Source organism: Enterobacter sp. TMH.L2, assembly GCF_050847315.1.
GTDB lineage: Bacteria > Pseudomonadota > Gammaproteobacteria > Enterobacterales > Enterobacteriaceae > Cedecea.
On the sequence record NZ_CP193791.1, the window covers coordinates 4,339,528 to 4,355,747 of the forward strand.

At 55.9% G+C, this 16,220-nt stretch carries 15 protein-coding genes; 3 read left to right on the plus strand and 12 right to left on the minus strand.

Features of this window, described 5'->3' with window-relative positions:
* Nucleotides 1-63 precede the first annotated feature (63 nt).
* The gene (gene uvrA / locus ACREYP_RS20810; RefSeq protein ID WP_008455814.1) at nucleotides 64-2,889 is read left to right on the plus strand and encodes an excinuclease ABC subunit UvrA; all 2,826 of its coding nucleotides are present in this window, start codon (nucleotides 64-66) and stop codon (nucleotides 2,887-2,889) included.
* Here uvrA and ACREYP_RS20815 read toward each other — a convergent pair whose 3' ends face one another.
* From ACREYP_RS20815 to dnaB, 5 genes are all read right to left on the minus strand, one after another.
* Nucleotides 2,890-3,243, minus strand: a complete 354-nt coding sequence (locus ACREYP_RS20815) for an MmcQ/YjbR family DNA-binding protein (RefSeq protein WP_008455815.1) — start codon at nucleotides 3,241-3,243, stop codon at nucleotides 2,890-2,892.
* 138 nt (nucleotides 3,244-3,381) lie between these two features.
* The gene (gene aphA, locus ACREYP_RS20820) at nucleotides 3,382-4,095 is read right to left on the minus strand and encodes an acid phosphatase AphA (RefSeq protein WP_008455816.1); all 714 of its coding nucleotides are present in this window, start codon (nucleotides 4,093-4,095) and stop codon (nucleotides 3,382-3,384) included.
* A gap of 216 nt (nucleotides 4,096-4,311) precedes the next feature.
* On the minus strand, nucleotides 4,312-5,505 hold the full coding sequence (locus ACREYP_RS20825; RefSeq protein ID WP_336818243.1) for an amino acid aminotransferase: 1,194 nt from the start codon (nucleotides 5,503-5,505) through the stop codon (nucleotides 4,312-4,314).
* 58 nt (nucleotides 5,506-5,563) lie between these two features.
* Nucleotides 5,564-6,643 (minus strand): alanine racemase, encoded by a 1,080-nt coding sequence (gene alr / locus ACREYP_RS20830; protein ID WP_008455820.1) that lies wholly within the window; start codon nucleotides 6,641-6,643, stop codon nucleotides 5,564-5,566.
* Between the two features lie 87 nt (nucleotides 6,644-6,730).
* The gene (dnaB, locus tag ACREYP_RS20835) at nucleotides 6,731-8,137 is read right to left on the minus strand and encodes a replicative DNA helicase (protein WP_008455821.1); all 1,407 of its coding nucleotides are present in this window, start codon (nucleotides 8,135-8,137) and stop codon (nucleotides 6,731-6,733) included.
* 79 nt (nucleotides 8,138-8,216) lie between these two features.
* Here dnaB and ACREYP_RS20840 point away from each other — a divergent pair, with 79 nt between their 5' ends.
* Entirely contained in the window at nucleotides 8,217-9,200 is a 984-nt protein-coding gene (locus ACREYP_RS20840) for a quinone oxidoreductase (protein ID WP_008455823.1), read from the plus strand.
* 208 nt (nucleotides 9,201-9,408) lie between these two features.
* Here the strand turns inward: ACREYP_RS20840 and dusA are convergent, their stop codons facing one another.
* From dusA to ACREYP_RS20855, 3 genes are all read right to left on the minus strand, one after another.
* Nucleotides 9,409-10,413, minus strand: a complete 1,005-nt coding sequence (gene dusA / locus ACREYP_RS20845) for a tRNA-dihydrouridine(20/20a) synthase DusA (protein ID WP_498881036.1) — start codon at nucleotides 10,411-10,413, stop codon at nucleotides 9,409-9,411.
* Nucleotides 10,414-10,498: 85 nt separating this feature from the next.
* A complete protein-coding gene (locus ACREYP_RS20850; protein WP_498881037.1) occupies nucleotides 10,499-11,806 on the minus strand; it encodes a conjugal transfer protein TraF in 1,308 nt (435 codons plus the stop codon).
* A 171-nt stretch (nucleotides 11,807-11,977) separates the two neighbouring features.
* Nucleotides 11,978-12,481 (minus strand): cupin domain-containing protein, encoded by a 504-nt coding sequence (locus ACREYP_RS20855; protein ID WP_008455830.1) that lies wholly within the window; start codon nucleotides 12,479-12,481, stop codon nucleotides 11,978-11,980.
* A gap of 95 nt (nucleotides 12,482-12,576) precedes the next feature.
* On the opposite strand from ACREYP_RS20855, the gene zur reads away from it, so the two are divergent.
* Nucleotides 12,577-13,089 carry a zinc uptake transcriptional repressor Zur gene (zur, locus tag ACREYP_RS20860; protein ID WP_008455832.1) on the plus strand — a complete coding sequence of 171 codons (513 nt, stop codon included), beginning with the start codon at nucleotides 12,577-12,579 and terminating at the stop codon, nucleotides 13,087-13,089.
* Between the two features lie 75 nt (nucleotides 13,090-13,164).
* Here the strand turns inward: zur and ACREYP_RS20865 are convergent, their stop codons facing one another.
* The 4 genes from ACREYP_RS20865 to ACREYP_RS20880 all read right to left on the minus strand — a co-directional run bounded on the left by ACREYP_RS20865 (nucleotide 13,165) and on the right by ACREYP_RS20880 (nucleotide 16,109).
* The gene (locus ACREYP_RS20865) at nucleotides 13,165-13,374 is read right to left on the minus strand and encodes a CsbD family protein (RefSeq protein WP_008455833.1); all 210 of its coding nucleotides are present in this window, start codon (nucleotides 13,372-13,374) and stop codon (nucleotides 13,165-13,167) included.
* A 235-nt stretch (nucleotides 13,375-13,609) separates the two neighbouring features.
* Nucleotides 13,610-14,944, minus strand: a complete 1,335-nt coding sequence (gene dinF, locus ACREYP_RS20870; RefSeq protein ID WP_498881038.1) for an MATE family efflux transporter — start codon at nucleotides 14,942-14,944, stop codon at nucleotides 13,610-13,612.
* A gap of 78 nt (nucleotides 14,945-15,022) precedes the next feature.
* A complete protein-coding gene (gene lexA / locus ACREYP_RS20875) occupies nucleotides 15,023-15,631 on the minus strand; it encodes a transcriptional repressor LexA (protein ID WP_008455837.1) in 609 nt (202 codons plus the stop codon).
* 109 nt (nucleotides 15,632-15,740) lie between these two features.
* Entirely contained in the window at nucleotides 15,741-16,109 is a 369-nt protein-coding gene (locus ACREYP_RS20880) for a diacylglycerol kinase (protein WP_008455840.1), read from the minus strand.
* Nucleotides 16,110-16,220 lie beyond the last annotated feature (111 nt).

The window sequence follows — 16,220 nt, forward strand, 5'->3', positions numbered from 1 at the left end:
CTGGCCGTCGGTTGTACCTCTATACATACCAGGCGCATGCAGTCATTATTCCGGGAAAGGTGAATGGATAAGATCGAAGTTCGGGGCGCCCGCACCCACAATCTCAAAAATATCAACCTCGTCATCCCGCGCGACAAACTGATTGTTGTCACCGGGCTTTCGGGTTCAGGCAAATCCTCGCTGGCATTCGACACCCTGTACGCGGAAGGGCAGCGTCGCTACGTTGAGTCCCTTTCGGCTTACGCGCGTCAGTTCCTGTCGCTAATGGAGAAGCCGGACGTCGACCATATCGAAGGGTTGTCTCCTGCGATTTCTATTGAACAGAAATCCACGTCCCATAACCCGCGTTCCACCGTCGGCACCATCACGGAAATCCATGACTACCTGCGTCTGCTTTACGCCCGCGTAGGCGAACCGCGCTGCCCGGATCACGACATCCCGCTCGCGGCCCAAACCGTCAGCCAGATGGTGGATAACGTGCTTGCGCAGCCGGAAGGCAAGCGCCTGATGCTGCTCGCGCCGATCATTAAAGATCGCAAAGGCGAACACGCCAAAACGCTGGAAAACCTGGCCAGCCAGGGCTATATCCGGGCGCGCATCGACGGCGAAGTCTGCGACCTGTCCGATCCGCCAAAATTAGAGCTACAGAAAAAGCACACCATTGAAGTGGTCGTCGACCGCTTTAAGGTACGTGAAGACATCGCCCAGCGCCTGGCCGAGTCGTTTGAAACCGCGCTGGAGCTGTCCGGCGGGTCTGCCGTTGTCGCCGACATGGACGATGAAAAAGCGGAAGAGCTGCTGTTCTCCGCTAACTTTGCCTGCCCGGTCTGCGGCTACAGCATGCGCGAGCTGGAACCGCGCCTGTTCTCCTTTAACAACCCGGCCGGTGCCTGCCCGACCTGCGACGGCCTGGGCGTACAGCAATATTTCGATCCCGATCGCGTGGTGCAAAACGGCGAGCTGTCGCTGGCCGGTGGCGCTATCCGTGGCTGGGATCGCCGTAACTTCTATTACTTCACCATGCTGCGCTCGCTGGCCGATCACTATAAGTTCGACGTGGAAGCCCCGTGGAACGAGCTGAGCGACGCGGTGAAGAAAGTTGTGCTGCACGGCTCGGGCAAAGAAACAATCGAATTCAAGTACATGAACGACCGCGGGGACACCTCCGTGCGCCGCCATCCGTTCGAAGGCGTGCTGCACAACATGGAGCGTCGCTACAAAGAAACCGAATCTTCCGCCGTGCGCGAAGAGCTGGCGAAATTCATCAGCAACCGCCCCTGCACCAGCTGCGAAGGCACGCGCCTGCGTCGTGAAGCGCGCCATGTATTTGTAGAAAATACCGCGCTGCCAACGATTTCTGATATGAGCATCGGCCATGCGATGGAATTCTTCCAGAACATGAAGCTCAGCGGCCAGCGTGCGCAAATCGCGGAAAAAGTACTGAAAGAGATCGGCGATCGCCTGAAGTTCCTGGTGAACGTCGGCCTGAACTACCTTTCTCTCTCCCGTTCGGCAGAAACGCTGTCCGGTGGTGAAGCCCAACGTATTCGTCTGGCAAGCCAGATTGGCGCCGGGCTGGTTGGCGTGATGTACGTGCTGGATGAGCCGTCCATCGGCCTGCACCAGCGCGATAACGAGCGCCTGCTGGAAACGCTGATTCACCTGCGTAACCTCGGCAACACGGTGATTGTGGTTGAGCATGACGAAGACGCCATTCGCGCCGCCGACCATATTATCGATATTGGTCCAGGCGCGGGCGTGCACGGCGGCCAGGTGGTCGCGGAAGGCACCATGAAGGATATTATTGCGGTGCCGGAATCCCTGACCGGGCAGTTCCTCAGCGGCAAACGCGAGATTGCGGTGCCGAAACAGCGCGTTGCTGCCGATCCGTCAAAAGTGCTCAAGCTCTCCGGCGCGAAGGGGAACAACCTGAAGGACGTCACGCTGACGCTGCCGGTGGGGCTGTTTACCTGTATTACCGGGGTATCCGGCTCCGGCAAGTCGACGCTGATTAACGACACGCTGTTCCCGATTGCCCAACGTCAGCTAAACGGGGCGACAATCGCCGAACCGGCACCGTACCGTGAAGTTCAGGGCCTGGAACACTTCGATAAGGTCATCGACATTGACCAAAGCCCGATTGGCCGCACACCTCGTTCCAACCCGGCGACCTACACCGGCGTGTTCACCCCCGTGCGCGAGCTGTTTGCTGGCGTACCGGAAGCGCGCTCGCGCGGCTATACGCCGGGGCGCTTTAGCTTCAACGTTCGCGGCGGGCGCTGCGAAGCCTGCCAGGGCGACGGCGTAATCAAAGTCGAAATGCACTTTCTGCCGGATATCTACGTGCCGTGCGACCAGTGCAAAGGCAAACGCTATAACCGTGAAACGCTGGAGATTAAGTACAAAGGCAAAAGCATTCACGAAGTGCTGGATATGACCATTGAAGATGCCCGCGAATTCTTCGACGCCGTTCCGGCGCTGGCGCGTAAGCTGCAAACGCTGATCGACGTGGGCCTGTCCTACATTCGGCTTGGCCAGTCGGCGACCACGCTGTCAGGCGGTGAAGCACAGCGCGTTAAGCTGGCGCGTGAGCTGTCTAAGCGCGGCACCGGCCAGACGCTGTATATCCTCGATGAGCCGACCACCGGCCTGCACTTTGCGGATATCCAGCAACTGCTGGAAGTGCTGCATCAGCTCAGGGATCAGGGCAATACCATTGTGGTGATTGAACACAATCTCGACGTGATTAAAACCGCAGACTGGATTGTGGACTTAGGGCCGGAAGGCGGCAGCGGCGGCGGCGAGATTTTGGTCTCCGGCACGCCGGAAACCGTCGCCACCTGCGAAGCTTCTCATACCGCGCGTTTCCTCAAGCCACTGCTGAAGTAGTCAAACCGACAATTGCTGCCTGACCTGCTCAGGCAGCAATGCCACCGCCTGCTGATACGAAGCATCCACCAGATAATAAATTTGCGAACCGGGCAGCGAGCCGTCGAGGTAAAGCGTGCTCCAGTGCGCCTTATTCAAATGGGCGCTGGGGAAAACGTCCTGATGCTGCTGACGCAGAAGCTCTGCCAGATCGGGTGTGGCTTTGAGGGAGACTGCCGGGCGCTGGTTCTCCGCATGCACCATGGCAAACAGCACATCGCCGACTTTGATTTGCGTGGCCTTCCAGTCGCTGTGCACACTCTGCTCTGCGCCGGGTTTTTTCATGCAGTACTCTAAAAGATCCGAATGGGTCATCTTCATTTCCTCGTCCTGAACGTTTACCGGAAGCATTCGCGGCAGCATTAAGTGTGCGCCAAAAGCGGATAACAGACGAGGGAATTGATTAAAAAAACGGCAGGCAATTTATGTTAGCTGCCGCTTTTCTGGCCGGGATCAGTACTCGGAGTTGACGATAACCTCTTCGCCAAACGAGCCTGCTTTCGGCAGCGGCTGGTAGCTGGAGTTGGAGGCTCGCAGGATACGAATGCCGCGCGCGCCGACGTCCTGGGCCGCGGTGATGTCGTTGTCTGAATCGCCGTAGAAGATTTTGATTTTCTTCTCTTTCAGCCACTGGGTTTTGGTGTTCTGGCCTTCTTTATCGCCGGCAAAGATCACCGGATTGACGCTCGGCTCCGGGATCAGGAAGTCGTTTTGCAGGGTTTTGGTGACGGTTTCGGTTTTGGTCTGGCTGCGTCCGGTCACAAAGTACACGCTGTCGCCGCGCTTGAGGTGCATGGTGATCAGGCTTTTTGCGACCTCTTTAGGCATGCTGAAGTCATCCCAGCCGTTGTTCATCTTTTCCCAAAAAGCCGGGTTTTTCAGGTAGTCCTGCTTACCCGGCGAGAACTCTTTTTGCCCGCGATAAAAGCCCGGGCTGGAAAACAGCACGGTATCGTCGATATCAAACCCGACGGCGATAGGCGCGCGGCCAAGCAGGCTATTTTCAATTTGTGCCACGGAAACCCAGTGGATTGGCACCTGTTGCGCCAGCTGCGCCACGGTGACGCCAGGATTCAGCGGAGCGGGGGCGGATTCGGTTGCCAAAGCGGCATGATTGAAGCCTGCCAGCAGGCAGACGGCACTGAGTGCCAGGGCGATCTTACGCATTGTTTTCCCTTTATTTTCTGTTTTTAATCGTTGTTAAAATGAGCAGCCTTGCCATAAAGCCTTCCGACCATACCTGCCGGGGACCGATCGACAAAGATTTTTTTCAGTTTTATGTCAGAGAAAATAGGCAGGGTCACAGAATAGAGCAGGAATTTCCTCTCCCAAACGGGAGAGGAAAAAGAGAACATGCGGTAACCAAATAAAGTTAGCGAGTACTTACATCACTGCAGCGAACGCCTGCGCCACGCGCTGAACGTTGCTGTGATTAAGCCCGGCAACGCAGATACGACCGCTGGTGAGCAGGTAAATGCCAAACTCATCACGCAGGCGGTCGGCCTGAGCCGCGCTTAGCCCGGTGTAGCTAAACATGCCGCGCTGTTTCACCAGGTAGTCAAAGTTGCGCCCCGGCACCGCTTTAGTCAGCACTTCCACCAGCACCTGGCGCATTTCCAGAATACGCACGCGCATGGTTTCCACTTCCGCAATCCAGCTCGCTTTCAGCTTCTCGTCATTCAGAACGGTCGCCACCACCTGCGCCCCAAAGTTCGGCGGGCTGGAGTAGTTGCGGCGCACGGTAGCTTTGAGCTGACCCAGCACTCGCCCTGCGGCATCACTGTCTTCGCAAACTACGGAAAGCCCGCCCACGCGTTCGCCATAGAGAGAGAAGATTTTAGAGAAGGAATTGCTGACCAGCATCGGCTGCCCGGAGGAGGCGATGGCGCGGATGGCATAGGCATCCTGCTCCATGCCCGCGCCAAAGCCCTGATAGGCGATGTCGAGGAACGGGATCAGGTTGCGTGCTTTAAGAATTTCCGTGACGGCATCCCACTGGCTGTCGGTGAGATCTGAGCCGGTTGGGTTGTGGCAGCAAGGGTGCAGCAGCACGATGCTAAGTTCAGGCAGCGTATTCAGTTTTTCCAGCAGCGCCTCAAAGCGCACGCCGTTGGTTTCGCTGTCGAACCACGGGTAAGTATTCACGGTGAAACCCGCGCCTTCAAAAATGGCGACGTGGTTTTCCCAGGTTGGATCGCTGACCCATACCTGTGAATCAGGGAAATAGGTTTTCAGGAAGTCAGCGCCAATTTTTAAGGCACCGGACCCCCCGAGCGTTTGCACGGTGGCAATGCGACCTTCCACCAGCGCCGGGTGGTTAGCACCAAACAGCAGCGGCGCGATGGCGCTGCGATAGCTGTTCAGGCCCTCCATCGGTAAATAGAGAGAGGCGCCGTGAGCCTGCGCATTCAGGCGAGCTTCTGCTTCTGCCACGGCCTGTAACTGCGGGATCACCCCATCTTCATTGTAATAGAGGCCGATGCTGAGGTTGACCTTGTCGCTGCGCGGATCGACTTTAAAGCGTTCCATGAGGGAAAGGATCGGGTCGCCAGCATAGGCGTCAACTTTTTGAAACACGGTGAGGTTCTCCTGGTTTACAGTTCGCGGATTTCCACTGTAAACCAGGCGAGGACACTCAGTCCAGATACTTCATTGTTACCCTTGAAGTCAGGCGAGTGATAAGTTCGTAAGCACTTACATTCGAATATTCGGCGATGCGTTCGACCGGCAAACCTTCACCCCACAGCACTGCACTATCGCCCGGTTTATCGGCGGCATCCGGGCCTAAATCGACGCAAATCATGTCCATGGCAACGCGCCCCACAATGGGCACTTCGCGACCATTGATCAGCACCGGCGTGCCGGAAGGCGCGCTGCGCGGGTAGCCGTCACCGTAGCCCATAGCCACCACGCCAAGGCAGGTGTCGCGCTCGGCAGTCCAGGTCCCACCGTAGCCGACCGGCTCCCCGGCTTTATGGCCGCGAACCGCGATCAGGCTTGAGGTTAAAGACATCACCGGCTGGAAACCAAAGTCTTCACCCCACGGCTTTTGTTCCAGCGGCGAAACGCCGTACAGGATGATGCCGGGGCGAACCCAGTCCATATGCGAGTCGGGCCACAGCAGAATGCCGCCCGAGGCGGCGATAGAGCGCTGACCCGGCTTGCCTGCAGTGAAAGAATTAAAGATATCGAGCTGGCGCGGGGTGGCGTCGGACTCCGGCTCATCGGCACGGGCAAAGTGGCTCACCACGTTTACCGGCTGGCTGACGTTTTTGCAGGCGGCCAGGCGCTGATAGAAAGCTTCGGCCTCTTCCGGGCGCACGCCGAGGCGGTGCATCCCGGTGTCCAGCTTCATCCAGACGGTGATGGGCTGGCTGAGATCGGCCTGCTCTAGCGCTTCCAGCTGTTGAATGCTGTGGATCGCCGTCTGGAAGTTCTGGGCGGCAATCGTCGGCAAGTCTTCAGCATTGAAGAACCCTTCCAGCAGCAGAACGGGTTTAGTGATGCCACCTTCCCGCAGGCGCAGGGCTTCTTCGAGGCGGGCCACGCCGAAGGCATCGGCGTTTTCTAAGGTGCGGGCGGTCTCCAGCAGACCATGCCCATAGGCGTTTGCTTTCACGACTGCCACCAGGCGACTGTTCGGAGCCAGTTCGCGGAGGCGTTGCAGGTTGTGTCGCAGAGCGCGGCGGTTAATGACGACGGTTGCCGCTTGCATGTTCTTTCCTTGCTTAAAAAGTAACAAAAACCTACCCCCTGAATCTTTCAAGCCCCGGCAAGGTGGCTTGAAGGATGACGAGGATTTTTATTCTTCGTCGTACTGCGGCCCGGCATAGTTATCGAAGCGTGACCACTGGCCGTTAAAGGTCAGGCGTACGGTACCGATCGGGCCGTTACGCTGCTTACCGATGATGATTTCCGCGATGCCTTTCAGGTCGCTGTTTTCGTGGTAAACCTCGTCGCGATAGATAAACATGATCAAGTCGGCATCCTGCTCGATGGAGCCAGATTCACGCAGGTCGGAGTTGACCGGGCGTTTGTCGGCGCGCTGTTCCAGGGAGCGGTTAAGCTGCGACAGCGCCACCACCGGAACCTGAAGTTCTTTTGCCAGCGCCTTGAGCGAGCGGGAAATCTCGGCGATCTCCAGCGTACGGTTGTCGGACAGCGACGGCACGCGCATCAGCTGCAGGTAGTCAATCATGATCATGCTTAAACCTTCATGCTCACGGTAGATACGGCGGGCACGCGAGCGCACTTCGGTTGGTGTCAGGCCAGAAGAGTCATCGATGTACATGTTGCGCTTCTCGAGCAAAATGCCCATGGTGCTGGAGATACGCGCCCAGTCCTCATCGTCCAGCTGGCCGGTACGGATTCGGGTCTGGTCCACGCGCGACAGCGACGCCAGCATACGCATCATGATCTGCTCGCCGGGCATTTCGAGGCTGAAAATCAGTACCGGTTTGTCCTGCAGCATGGCGGCGTTTTCGCACAGGTTCATCGCAAAAGTGGTTTTACCCATCGACGGACGAGCGGCCACGATAATCAGGTCAGAGCGCTGGAGGCCCGCTGTTTTCTTGTTCAGATCCTGGTAGCCGGTATCCACCCCCGTGACGCCGTCGTGCGGCGTCTGGTAGAGGGACTCAATTCGGGAAACCGTGGCTTCCAGAATCTGGTCGATGCTTTTCGGGCCTTCATCTTTGTTAGCGCGGTTTTCGGCAATCTGGAAAACGCGGGATTCTGCCAGATCCAGCAAATCTTCACTGGTACGCCCCTGCGGGTCGTAGCCGGCATCGGCAATTTCATTGGCGACCGCAATCATTTCGCGCACAACCGCACGTTCGCGCACGATATCCGCGTAAGCGCTGATGTTCGCCGCACTTGGCGTGTTTTTAGAGAGTTCCGCGAGATAAGCAAAACCACCGACGCTCTCGAGCTGCCCCTGGAGCTCCAGGGATTCAGAAAGCGTAATCAGGTCGATGGGTTTGCTCATTTCGAGCAGGCGCTGCATTTCGGTAAAGATCATGCGGTGCGGACGGCTGAAGAAGTCGTTAGCGACCACGCGCTCGGCGACGTTGTCCCAGCGTTCGTTATCCAGCATTAAACCGCCCAACACCGACTGCTCCGCCTCAAGCGAGTGCGGCGGCATCTTCAGCCCTTCTACCTGACGGTCGCGGGGTTCTTTCGGTTTGTTGAAGGGTTTATTTCCTGCCATAGTGAGGGAGCTACCAAATTCATAGTGAGAGACCGGGAAGTATAACCATTCTTGTCACTCTTCGACACAAGGAGTTTCCATGGCAACGCGCATCGAATTTAGCCAACACGGCGGGCCTGAAGTATTGAAAGCCGTTGAGTTTACGCCGAAAGATCCGGCGGAGAACGAAGTTCAGGTTGAGAATAAAGCGATAGGTATTAACTACATTGATACCTATATCCGCAGCGGGCTCTATCCGCCACCGGCGCTCCCGAGCGGGCTGGGTACCGAAGCGGCTGGCGTTGTCAGCAAGGTCGGCAGCAAAGTCACTCACCTGAAGGTTGGCGATCGCGTTGTTTACGCGCAGTCTGGCCTGGGCGCATACAGCAGCGTTCACAATGCGCCAGCCGATAAAGTCGCTAAAATCCCGGATGCTATCTCTTTCGAACAGGCAGCAGCTTCTTTCCTGAAAGGCCTGACCGTGTTTTACCTGCTGCGTAAAACCTACGAAATTAAAGCCAATGAAACCTTCCTGTTCCACGCGGCGGCGGGCGGCGTGGGCTTAATTGCCTGCCAGTGGGCGAAAGCGCTGGGCGCCAAACTGATTGGTACCGTCGGTTCAGCACAAAAGGCCGATCGCGCTTTGCAGGCAGGGGCGTGGCAAACCATCAACTATCAGCACGAAAATATCTCTGAGCGCGTCAAAGAGCTGACCGGCGGCAAGAAAGTGGCAGTCGTGTATGACTCCGTCGGGAAAGAGACCTGGGAAGCGTCGCTGGATTGCCTGCAGCGCCGTGGGCTGATGGTGAGCTTTGGTAACTCTTCCGGGCCGGTGACCGGCGTGAACCTGGGCATTCTGAACCAGAAGGGATCGCTGTACGTGACTCGCCCTTCTCTGAACGGCTATCTCACCACCCGCGCCGAGTTCGATGAAGCCTGCCACGAGTTGTTTTCGCTGATCGCCAGCGGCGCGATTAAGGTGGATGTCGCGGAAAACCAGAAATTTGCGCTGAAGGATGCGGTGCTTGCACACCAGACGCTGGAGAGCCGTGCCACGCAGGGTTCAAGCCTGTTAATTCCGTAACCCACTCAAAATTCAGAAAGAATTAGGGCTTCCCGGAGGAAGCCCTTTCTTTTTTGTTCGTGCTGTATGTAGGGTACAGCGCGATGAATTCTTGTTACTGCGAAAGGATAGTCGCAGATTTAATAAGTAAAAGAAATGACGCCACCGGGATTAAGTTCAGGCTTGTGATCGGCTCCGCAATACCTGAATTCTCCCGGTGGCCTTAAGGCTAAAGCTGGCGCTTATCGGCAACCAAAGACAGCGCGTGTTCAACCACTTCAATGCCTGCCCTGGCTTTATGAGCGTTTTCGCTTAAGTAACGGCGCCACTGACGCGCGCCCGGTATTCCCTGGAATAAACCAAGCATATGCCGAGTTACATGGCCCAGGTAGGTGCCGTTTGCCAGTTCGCGTTCAATGTATGGATACATCGCTCGCACCACGGCAACGGGGTCGCTGTCCGCAACATCTGCCCCGAAAATTTCGCGGTCAACCGTCGTCAGCAAGCCCGGGTTTTGGTAAGCCTCGCGCCCGACCATCACGCCATCGAGATGCTCGAGGTGGGTTTTCGCTTCTTCCAGCGTCTTAATCCCGCCGTTAATCGCCATGGTGAGCTGCGGGAAATCACGCTTGAGCTGGTACACGCGCGGGTAATCCAGCGGTGGAATTTCACGGTTTTCTTTTGGGCTCAGGCCAGAGAGCCAGGCTTTACGCGCGTGGATGATAAACATCTCGCATTCGCCCTTGCCTGCCACCGTGCCAATGAAATCGCAGAGAAATTCGTAGCTGTCCTGATCATCAATGCCGATGCGGGTTTTTACCGTCACCGGAATAGAAACCACATCGCGCATCGCTTTAATACAATCGGCAACCAGCTGTGCTTCACCCATCAGGCAAGCACCAAAACGCCCGTTCTGCACCCGGTCAGACGGGCAGCCCACGTTCAGGTTAATTTCATCGTAGCCGCGCGCTTCGGCGAGTTTCGCACAGTGTGCCAGCGCCTGAGGATCACTGCCGCCAAGCTGCAGCGCAATCGGATGTTCTTCTTCGCTATAGGCCAGATAGTCCCCTTTACCGTGGATGATCGCCCCGGTGGTCACCATTTCGGTGTACAGCAGCGTGTGGCGGGACAGCTGACGCAGGAAATAGCGGCAGTGGCGATCGGTCCAGTCGAGCATCGGCGCAATGGAGAAACGGTGCGGCTGGAAAGGAGTCTGGTTGCTTTGTGAGGACATACGTTTACGCAGGCTACGATTAAAAAAGGGTCGTTACTATAGCATAAAGCAGCGCCGGGGCATCAGGCTGCCCCGGCATTCAGCATCAGAAGGCCACGCTCAACTGCGCCCCCGCGCCCCAGGTTTGGTCTTCGCCGTACAGGCCCATCAAATCGATATTGACGTGTTTGCCTGCCGCGAACCCTACCCCGCCGGTAAAGACGTTGCTGTCATTGCTTTTCACATCCGCACGATAGCCGGCACGCAACGCCAGCCAGGAAAGCGGCCTCACCTCAGCGCCAACACCCACATACTGAGAGTTGGCTTCGCTTTTAAAGCCTTTGGTTTCGGTCAGATCGCCGTCCGCGCTCAGGGTCACCAGCTCGTTATGCCAGGCTACCCCGGCGGTCACCAGCGGGCTGATTTGCCAGGTATCTTTGTAGTTCCGTACTTCGCCGGTACGCCCGTTAGTGATGCGAATATCTTTCGTGTCGATATCGCGGGACACCAGGTTCTGGCCGCTCAGGCCAACTGTCCAGTTCTCGCCAAAATCGGCCGCCACGCCTGCGTCAAGGTTGAATCCAGTGTCATCGTTGCGGTACTGACTGTTCTTCCAGTCGCCGCTGCGATAGTCGTAAATGGACGTGGTGTAGTTATACAACCAGGTCTTCTGCAGCTTAGGCGTGACGCCAACTGACACCGGCACGCCGCTAACGTCAAACTTGTGGGCAAGAGCAATCCCATAATCAGAAACAATGGCCGCGCGACCGGAAGCGGTTGAGTTCAGGTTACGGGTAATCTGACCGGAACCATTTTGCAGCGCATCAAACGCCACCTCTCCCGCTACCGCGCTGGAGTTTTGGATACTTCGCAGGTAATTGATGTCGTTCTGATCGATATCAGAGCTGACTTTCGCTCGGGCGTAAGCTTTAGTGACGAAAGCTACGGAGAGAGTGTCATTTGGGATGCTAACCGCAATCCCCGCGGCGGCTTTGGCCCTTGCCGTATCGCCCCGCAAATCTTCGAGTTCCCCTGCTAAATCTCCTGCTGCGCTGCGAAACTGATTTAACGTTCCGTTCGGATTAAAAAGAATATCCCGCAGCGTTAACGACCCAATAGATTGTTTATAGTTATCAACTTTGTCGCTGATGCCGTCGATGCGATCCTGAAGGTTGTCTTTATCCGTTATTTGCGCCCCGACAGACGGTAAAATAACGGTAATATTGTCGTCTGATTTGGACCGGGCTAATAGCGCCGGGTTGATTAATACGCCGCTGCCATAATTAGCCGAAGCCACGCCGGTGCCCCCCATCGCATCGTTTCGCGCTTCGGACCAGGTCCCTGCCGCCCCGGCCTGATGGGCAATAAAGAAGGTTGCGGCGAGTGTCGCCACCGAAGATTTTATTTTATTCATTCACAGCACGCCTGTCTGATTGTCAGATGAAGTAATTCGCCCCTGACAGTTATGACTGAACAGAGGCAGACTATTGCTGTGAATAGCGCGATAAAAAGATGGATATTTGAACCATCAGGATCCCAGATATATCCTTAGGGTTAACGTCTTATTGTTTCCATGCTAATTAATTTATAGTTTACCCTTCGGCTTTCGTGAAGGAAGACCGTTGTGCGGGCCAAAGAATTGAGGCGGATGATCTATCCAACGATCCTGCCGCTGCACGGCATAAGACTGATTTAGCGGGTAATAAATTTTATTTTCGGCTTTATTGGCTTCACCTACGACTAATAGCCGCACATCCTGTTCGGTATTATTAATAAAGGTATGGCAAATGCCGGTTCCGGCAGGAAATCCCACGCTATCGCCCGGCTCGAGCGCCCAAAGATGACCGTTGATCCACACTTCGGGGTGCCCTTCGAGCACATACGCAAACTCTTCTTCGCTGCTTTCCGCGTGGGGATAAGAGGTTCTGCGGCCCGGAGGAATACGCTCATGGTGAATTCCAAGGCGGGTTAAACCGAAATTACGGGCCAGAGGAGCGCCAATAGAAAACAGCTCCGCGCTGTCCGGGTAAGTTGCGTCATCCTCGCCTTCCAGCTCGCGCCAGTGACGAATACAATCAGGTTTTTGCATCACTTCCTCCTGGGTAGATAGGGTCAGTATGTACCAGGATTCGGCGTTTTATCCGCATTATGGTAAAGTATTGCGTCAATGACCGGGAGAGGCTGATGGATACCACAACTTCGCAAAACGTGTTAGCTCAGGCTGAAAAGCTCTGCCTGCAACGCAATGTACGCCTGACGCCACAGCGTCTCGAGGTTTTGCGCCTGATGGCCGAGCAAACCGGGGCCATCAGCGCTTATGATCTGCTGGATCTCCTGCGCGTTAGCGAGCCACAGGCTAAGCCTCCAACGGTTTATCGCGCGCTGGATTTTCTGCTGGAGCAGGGTTTTGTGCACCGCGTGGAATCCAACAACAGTTACGTGCTGTGTAATTTTATCGATCATCCAACCCACTCTTCCGCCATGTTTATCTGCGACAGATGTGGGGCCGTGAAAGAGCAGGCCGCTCAGGGTGTGGAAGATATTATGCAGAAACTGGCGTCCAAAATGGGGTTTGCCCTGCGCCATAACGTGATTGAAGCCCACGGATTGTGCGCTGATTGCTCGGAAGTTGAAGCCTGTAGCCACCACGGCGCCTGCGATCACGATCATTCAGTGCAGCCGAAGAAAAAGCGTTAAGAGGGAGTGGTACATCCCTGTACCCGGGCAGGATTGGTCTTACTTACTGATTAGCACATTTGAGGGTCCGCCAGATTACCAGCGGTAATTGCTCCCGGACTCCCAGTCCTTCACTTCTTTCTCTGCCTGGTCTTTGGCGTAGCCATAGCGTTCCTGGATTTTACCCACCAGCTGGTCACGCTTCCCTTCGATGACGGTCATATCGTCATCGGTCAGCTTACCCCATTTCTCTTTGATCGTGCCTTTGAACTGCTTCCAGTTACCGCCGATTTCGTCCTTATTCATCATCATCTCCTCATCGTTCGGTTTAGATTTTCGCATCCGGGCTGCAGGATGCTGACTTTCTGGAAAACATCCACTGTCTGCTGGATGTAAAGGTAATTGTAGACAAGGATTCCGAGTTATATTTAAAACTCAGAATCTTTAACCATTCTTAAAAGCGATGGAACGCTGATTCCTCGTCTTAGAAACGAGAAATCAGCACGACAGGAGCAGGGTTAACGAAGGCCAGGAGGTTCGATCAATGGCCGCCCGATGCAGCGAACCAGGTGTTATTACGCCAGTGGCGCCGCCAGATGACGCCCAGCGACAGGCCACGCAAGGCCAGAAACACCGCCAGAGACAGCCACAGGGCGTGGTTACCCCACAAAGGCAGCGTAAGCATCGTCACGCCAAAGCCCAGCGCCGCAACCGCCATGCTGTTACGCATTTCGGCACCCCGCGTCGCGCCGATAAACATACCGTCCAGCAGGTAACACCAAACGCCCACGACCGGCAAAATAACCTGCCAGGCAAGGTAATGATTTGCCAGAACACGAAGCTCCGGCAGGGAGGTAAGCAGCGCGACAATTTGCTCCCCAGCAAAAGCATAAATAGCGGCAAATGCTATCGCAACCAGCCCCGCCTGCCTGCACGCAGCCCCCCAAACTTCGAGCAACTGCCCACGGTTACGCGCCCCGTAAGCCTGCCCTGAATGGGCTTCTACGGCGTAAGCAAAGCCGTCCAGCGCATAGGCGGTAAAGGTCAACAGCGTCATCAGCACGGCGTTAACGGCAACAATTTCGCTGCCGAGACGCGCACCAAAAATGGTGATTGAAGCAAAGCAAATTTGCAGCAGCAGCGAACGCAGCATGATATCGCGGTTGAGGGCCAGCAGCTTGCGTAAGTCCCCTTGCCAGGCCGTTTTGAGACGAGCCCAACTGATGCCCCGCAGCTTCAGTACCTTCCGCACCATCACCAGGCCGATGATAAACGTCGCATATTCGGACACCGCCGTGGCCAGCGCCGCCCCCTGTACGTTCATGTGCAGCCCCATCACCAGCCAGAGGTCGAGCACGATATTAATCAAATTGCCGACGACCAACAGGATGACCGGCGCCCGCGCATACTGAACGCCCAACAACCAGCCTAACAGCACGAGGTTAGCCAGTGATGCCGGGGCGCTAAGCCAGCGGATCTCCAGGAACCGCCTTGCCTGATATAACACCTCGTCATTGCCGCCAACAACGTGCAGCGCAAGATTGATCAGTGGATAACGTAGGACCACGATAGCCAGCCCGGCTATCATCGCCAGCATCAGGGGTTGAACCAGCGCGCGCGCCAGCCGCTGTGGATCGTTCGCACCAAACGCCTGTGCCGTTAACCCGGTGGTGCTCATGCGCAGAAAAAGCAGCAGCATAAAGAGGAAACTGGTCGCCGTGGCGCCGATAGCCACCCCGCCGAGATAGGTCGGGCTATCAAGATGGCCAATGACCGCCGTATCGACAAGGCCCAGTAACGGAACGGTGATATTGGAAAAAATCATCGGCAGCGCAAGCCGCCACAGCGCACCATCCGTTGACAAAAAGAATCGCATGGGAATGATCCAGAGGAAAAAAAGAGAGGTGTTTAAGGCAGGTGGCACGGCAGAGTTACCGCACCACCGGAAGAGGTGTTACAGCCATTCACCGTTGCGGATCACCCCGACGGCCAGGCCTTCAATGCTAAAATTCTGCTCGCGAAGATCGACCACAATAGGCTGGAATTCGCTGTTTTCCGGCAGCAGGTGCACGGTATTGCCCTGCTTTTTCAGGCGTTTTACGGTCACTTCATCGTCGATACGCGCGACAACGACCTGGCCATTACGCACGTCCTGGGTTTTGTGAACGGCTAATAAATCACCGTCCATGATGCCGATATCTTTCATCGACATGCCGCTGACGCGCAGCAGGAAATCGGCATTCGGCTTGAACAGAGAAGGGTCAACCTGGTAGTGGCCTTCGATGTGCTGTTGCGCCAGCAGCGGCTCACCGGCGGCAACACGGCCCACCAGCGGCAGGCCATTTTCTTCTTCAACCAGCAGACGAATGCCGCGTGATGCACCAGAAACAATCTCGATGGCACCTTTACGTGCCAGCGCTTTAAGATGCTCTTCCGCGGCGTTTGGAGAACGGAACCCCAGACGTTGTGCAATTTCGGCGCGCGTAGGTGGCATGCCGGTCTGGTTGATATGATCCCGAATGAGATCAAACACCTCTTGCTGCCTGGTAGTTAGTGCTTTCATTCCGCCCCCTGGGTGTTTATACAGTTATGCTGTGAGTATATACAGCCCCGGGCGATTTTGAAACCACAAATTAAGCAAAAAACCAGCGACTTAAACTATTCTGGAAGGGCTATCGCAAATGTGACCAAAGCAAGGTGGCCCAGGTTGCAACCGCAAGGATAATCGCTATCAATACGGCGGCGGAACCCATATCTTTGGCTCGCCCTGAAAGCTCGTGGTACTCGGTGCCGACACGGTCAACCAGCGCTTCAATGGCGCTGTTGAGGATTTCGACAATCATCACCAAAACAACCGAGCCAATCAGTAAAATACGCGTGATGGGGTCCACGTCCAGCCAGCAGGCGATGATGATAGCGATAACCGCCGCTACGCCCTCCTGACGAAAGGCGGCTTCGTTGATCCAGGCCGCACGCAACCCCTTCCACGAGTAGCCTGCAGCCTTAATAATGCGGGTGATGCCGGTGGTATTATTCGCCATTCAAGGAAACCTTTTTAAATATTGAGCGTCAATGCTCACTGAGTCTAAATCGCAGCGCCACAGAAATTCCCCAGAGTTTCTGATATCCTTGCGGCGCATTTGCATTATTAA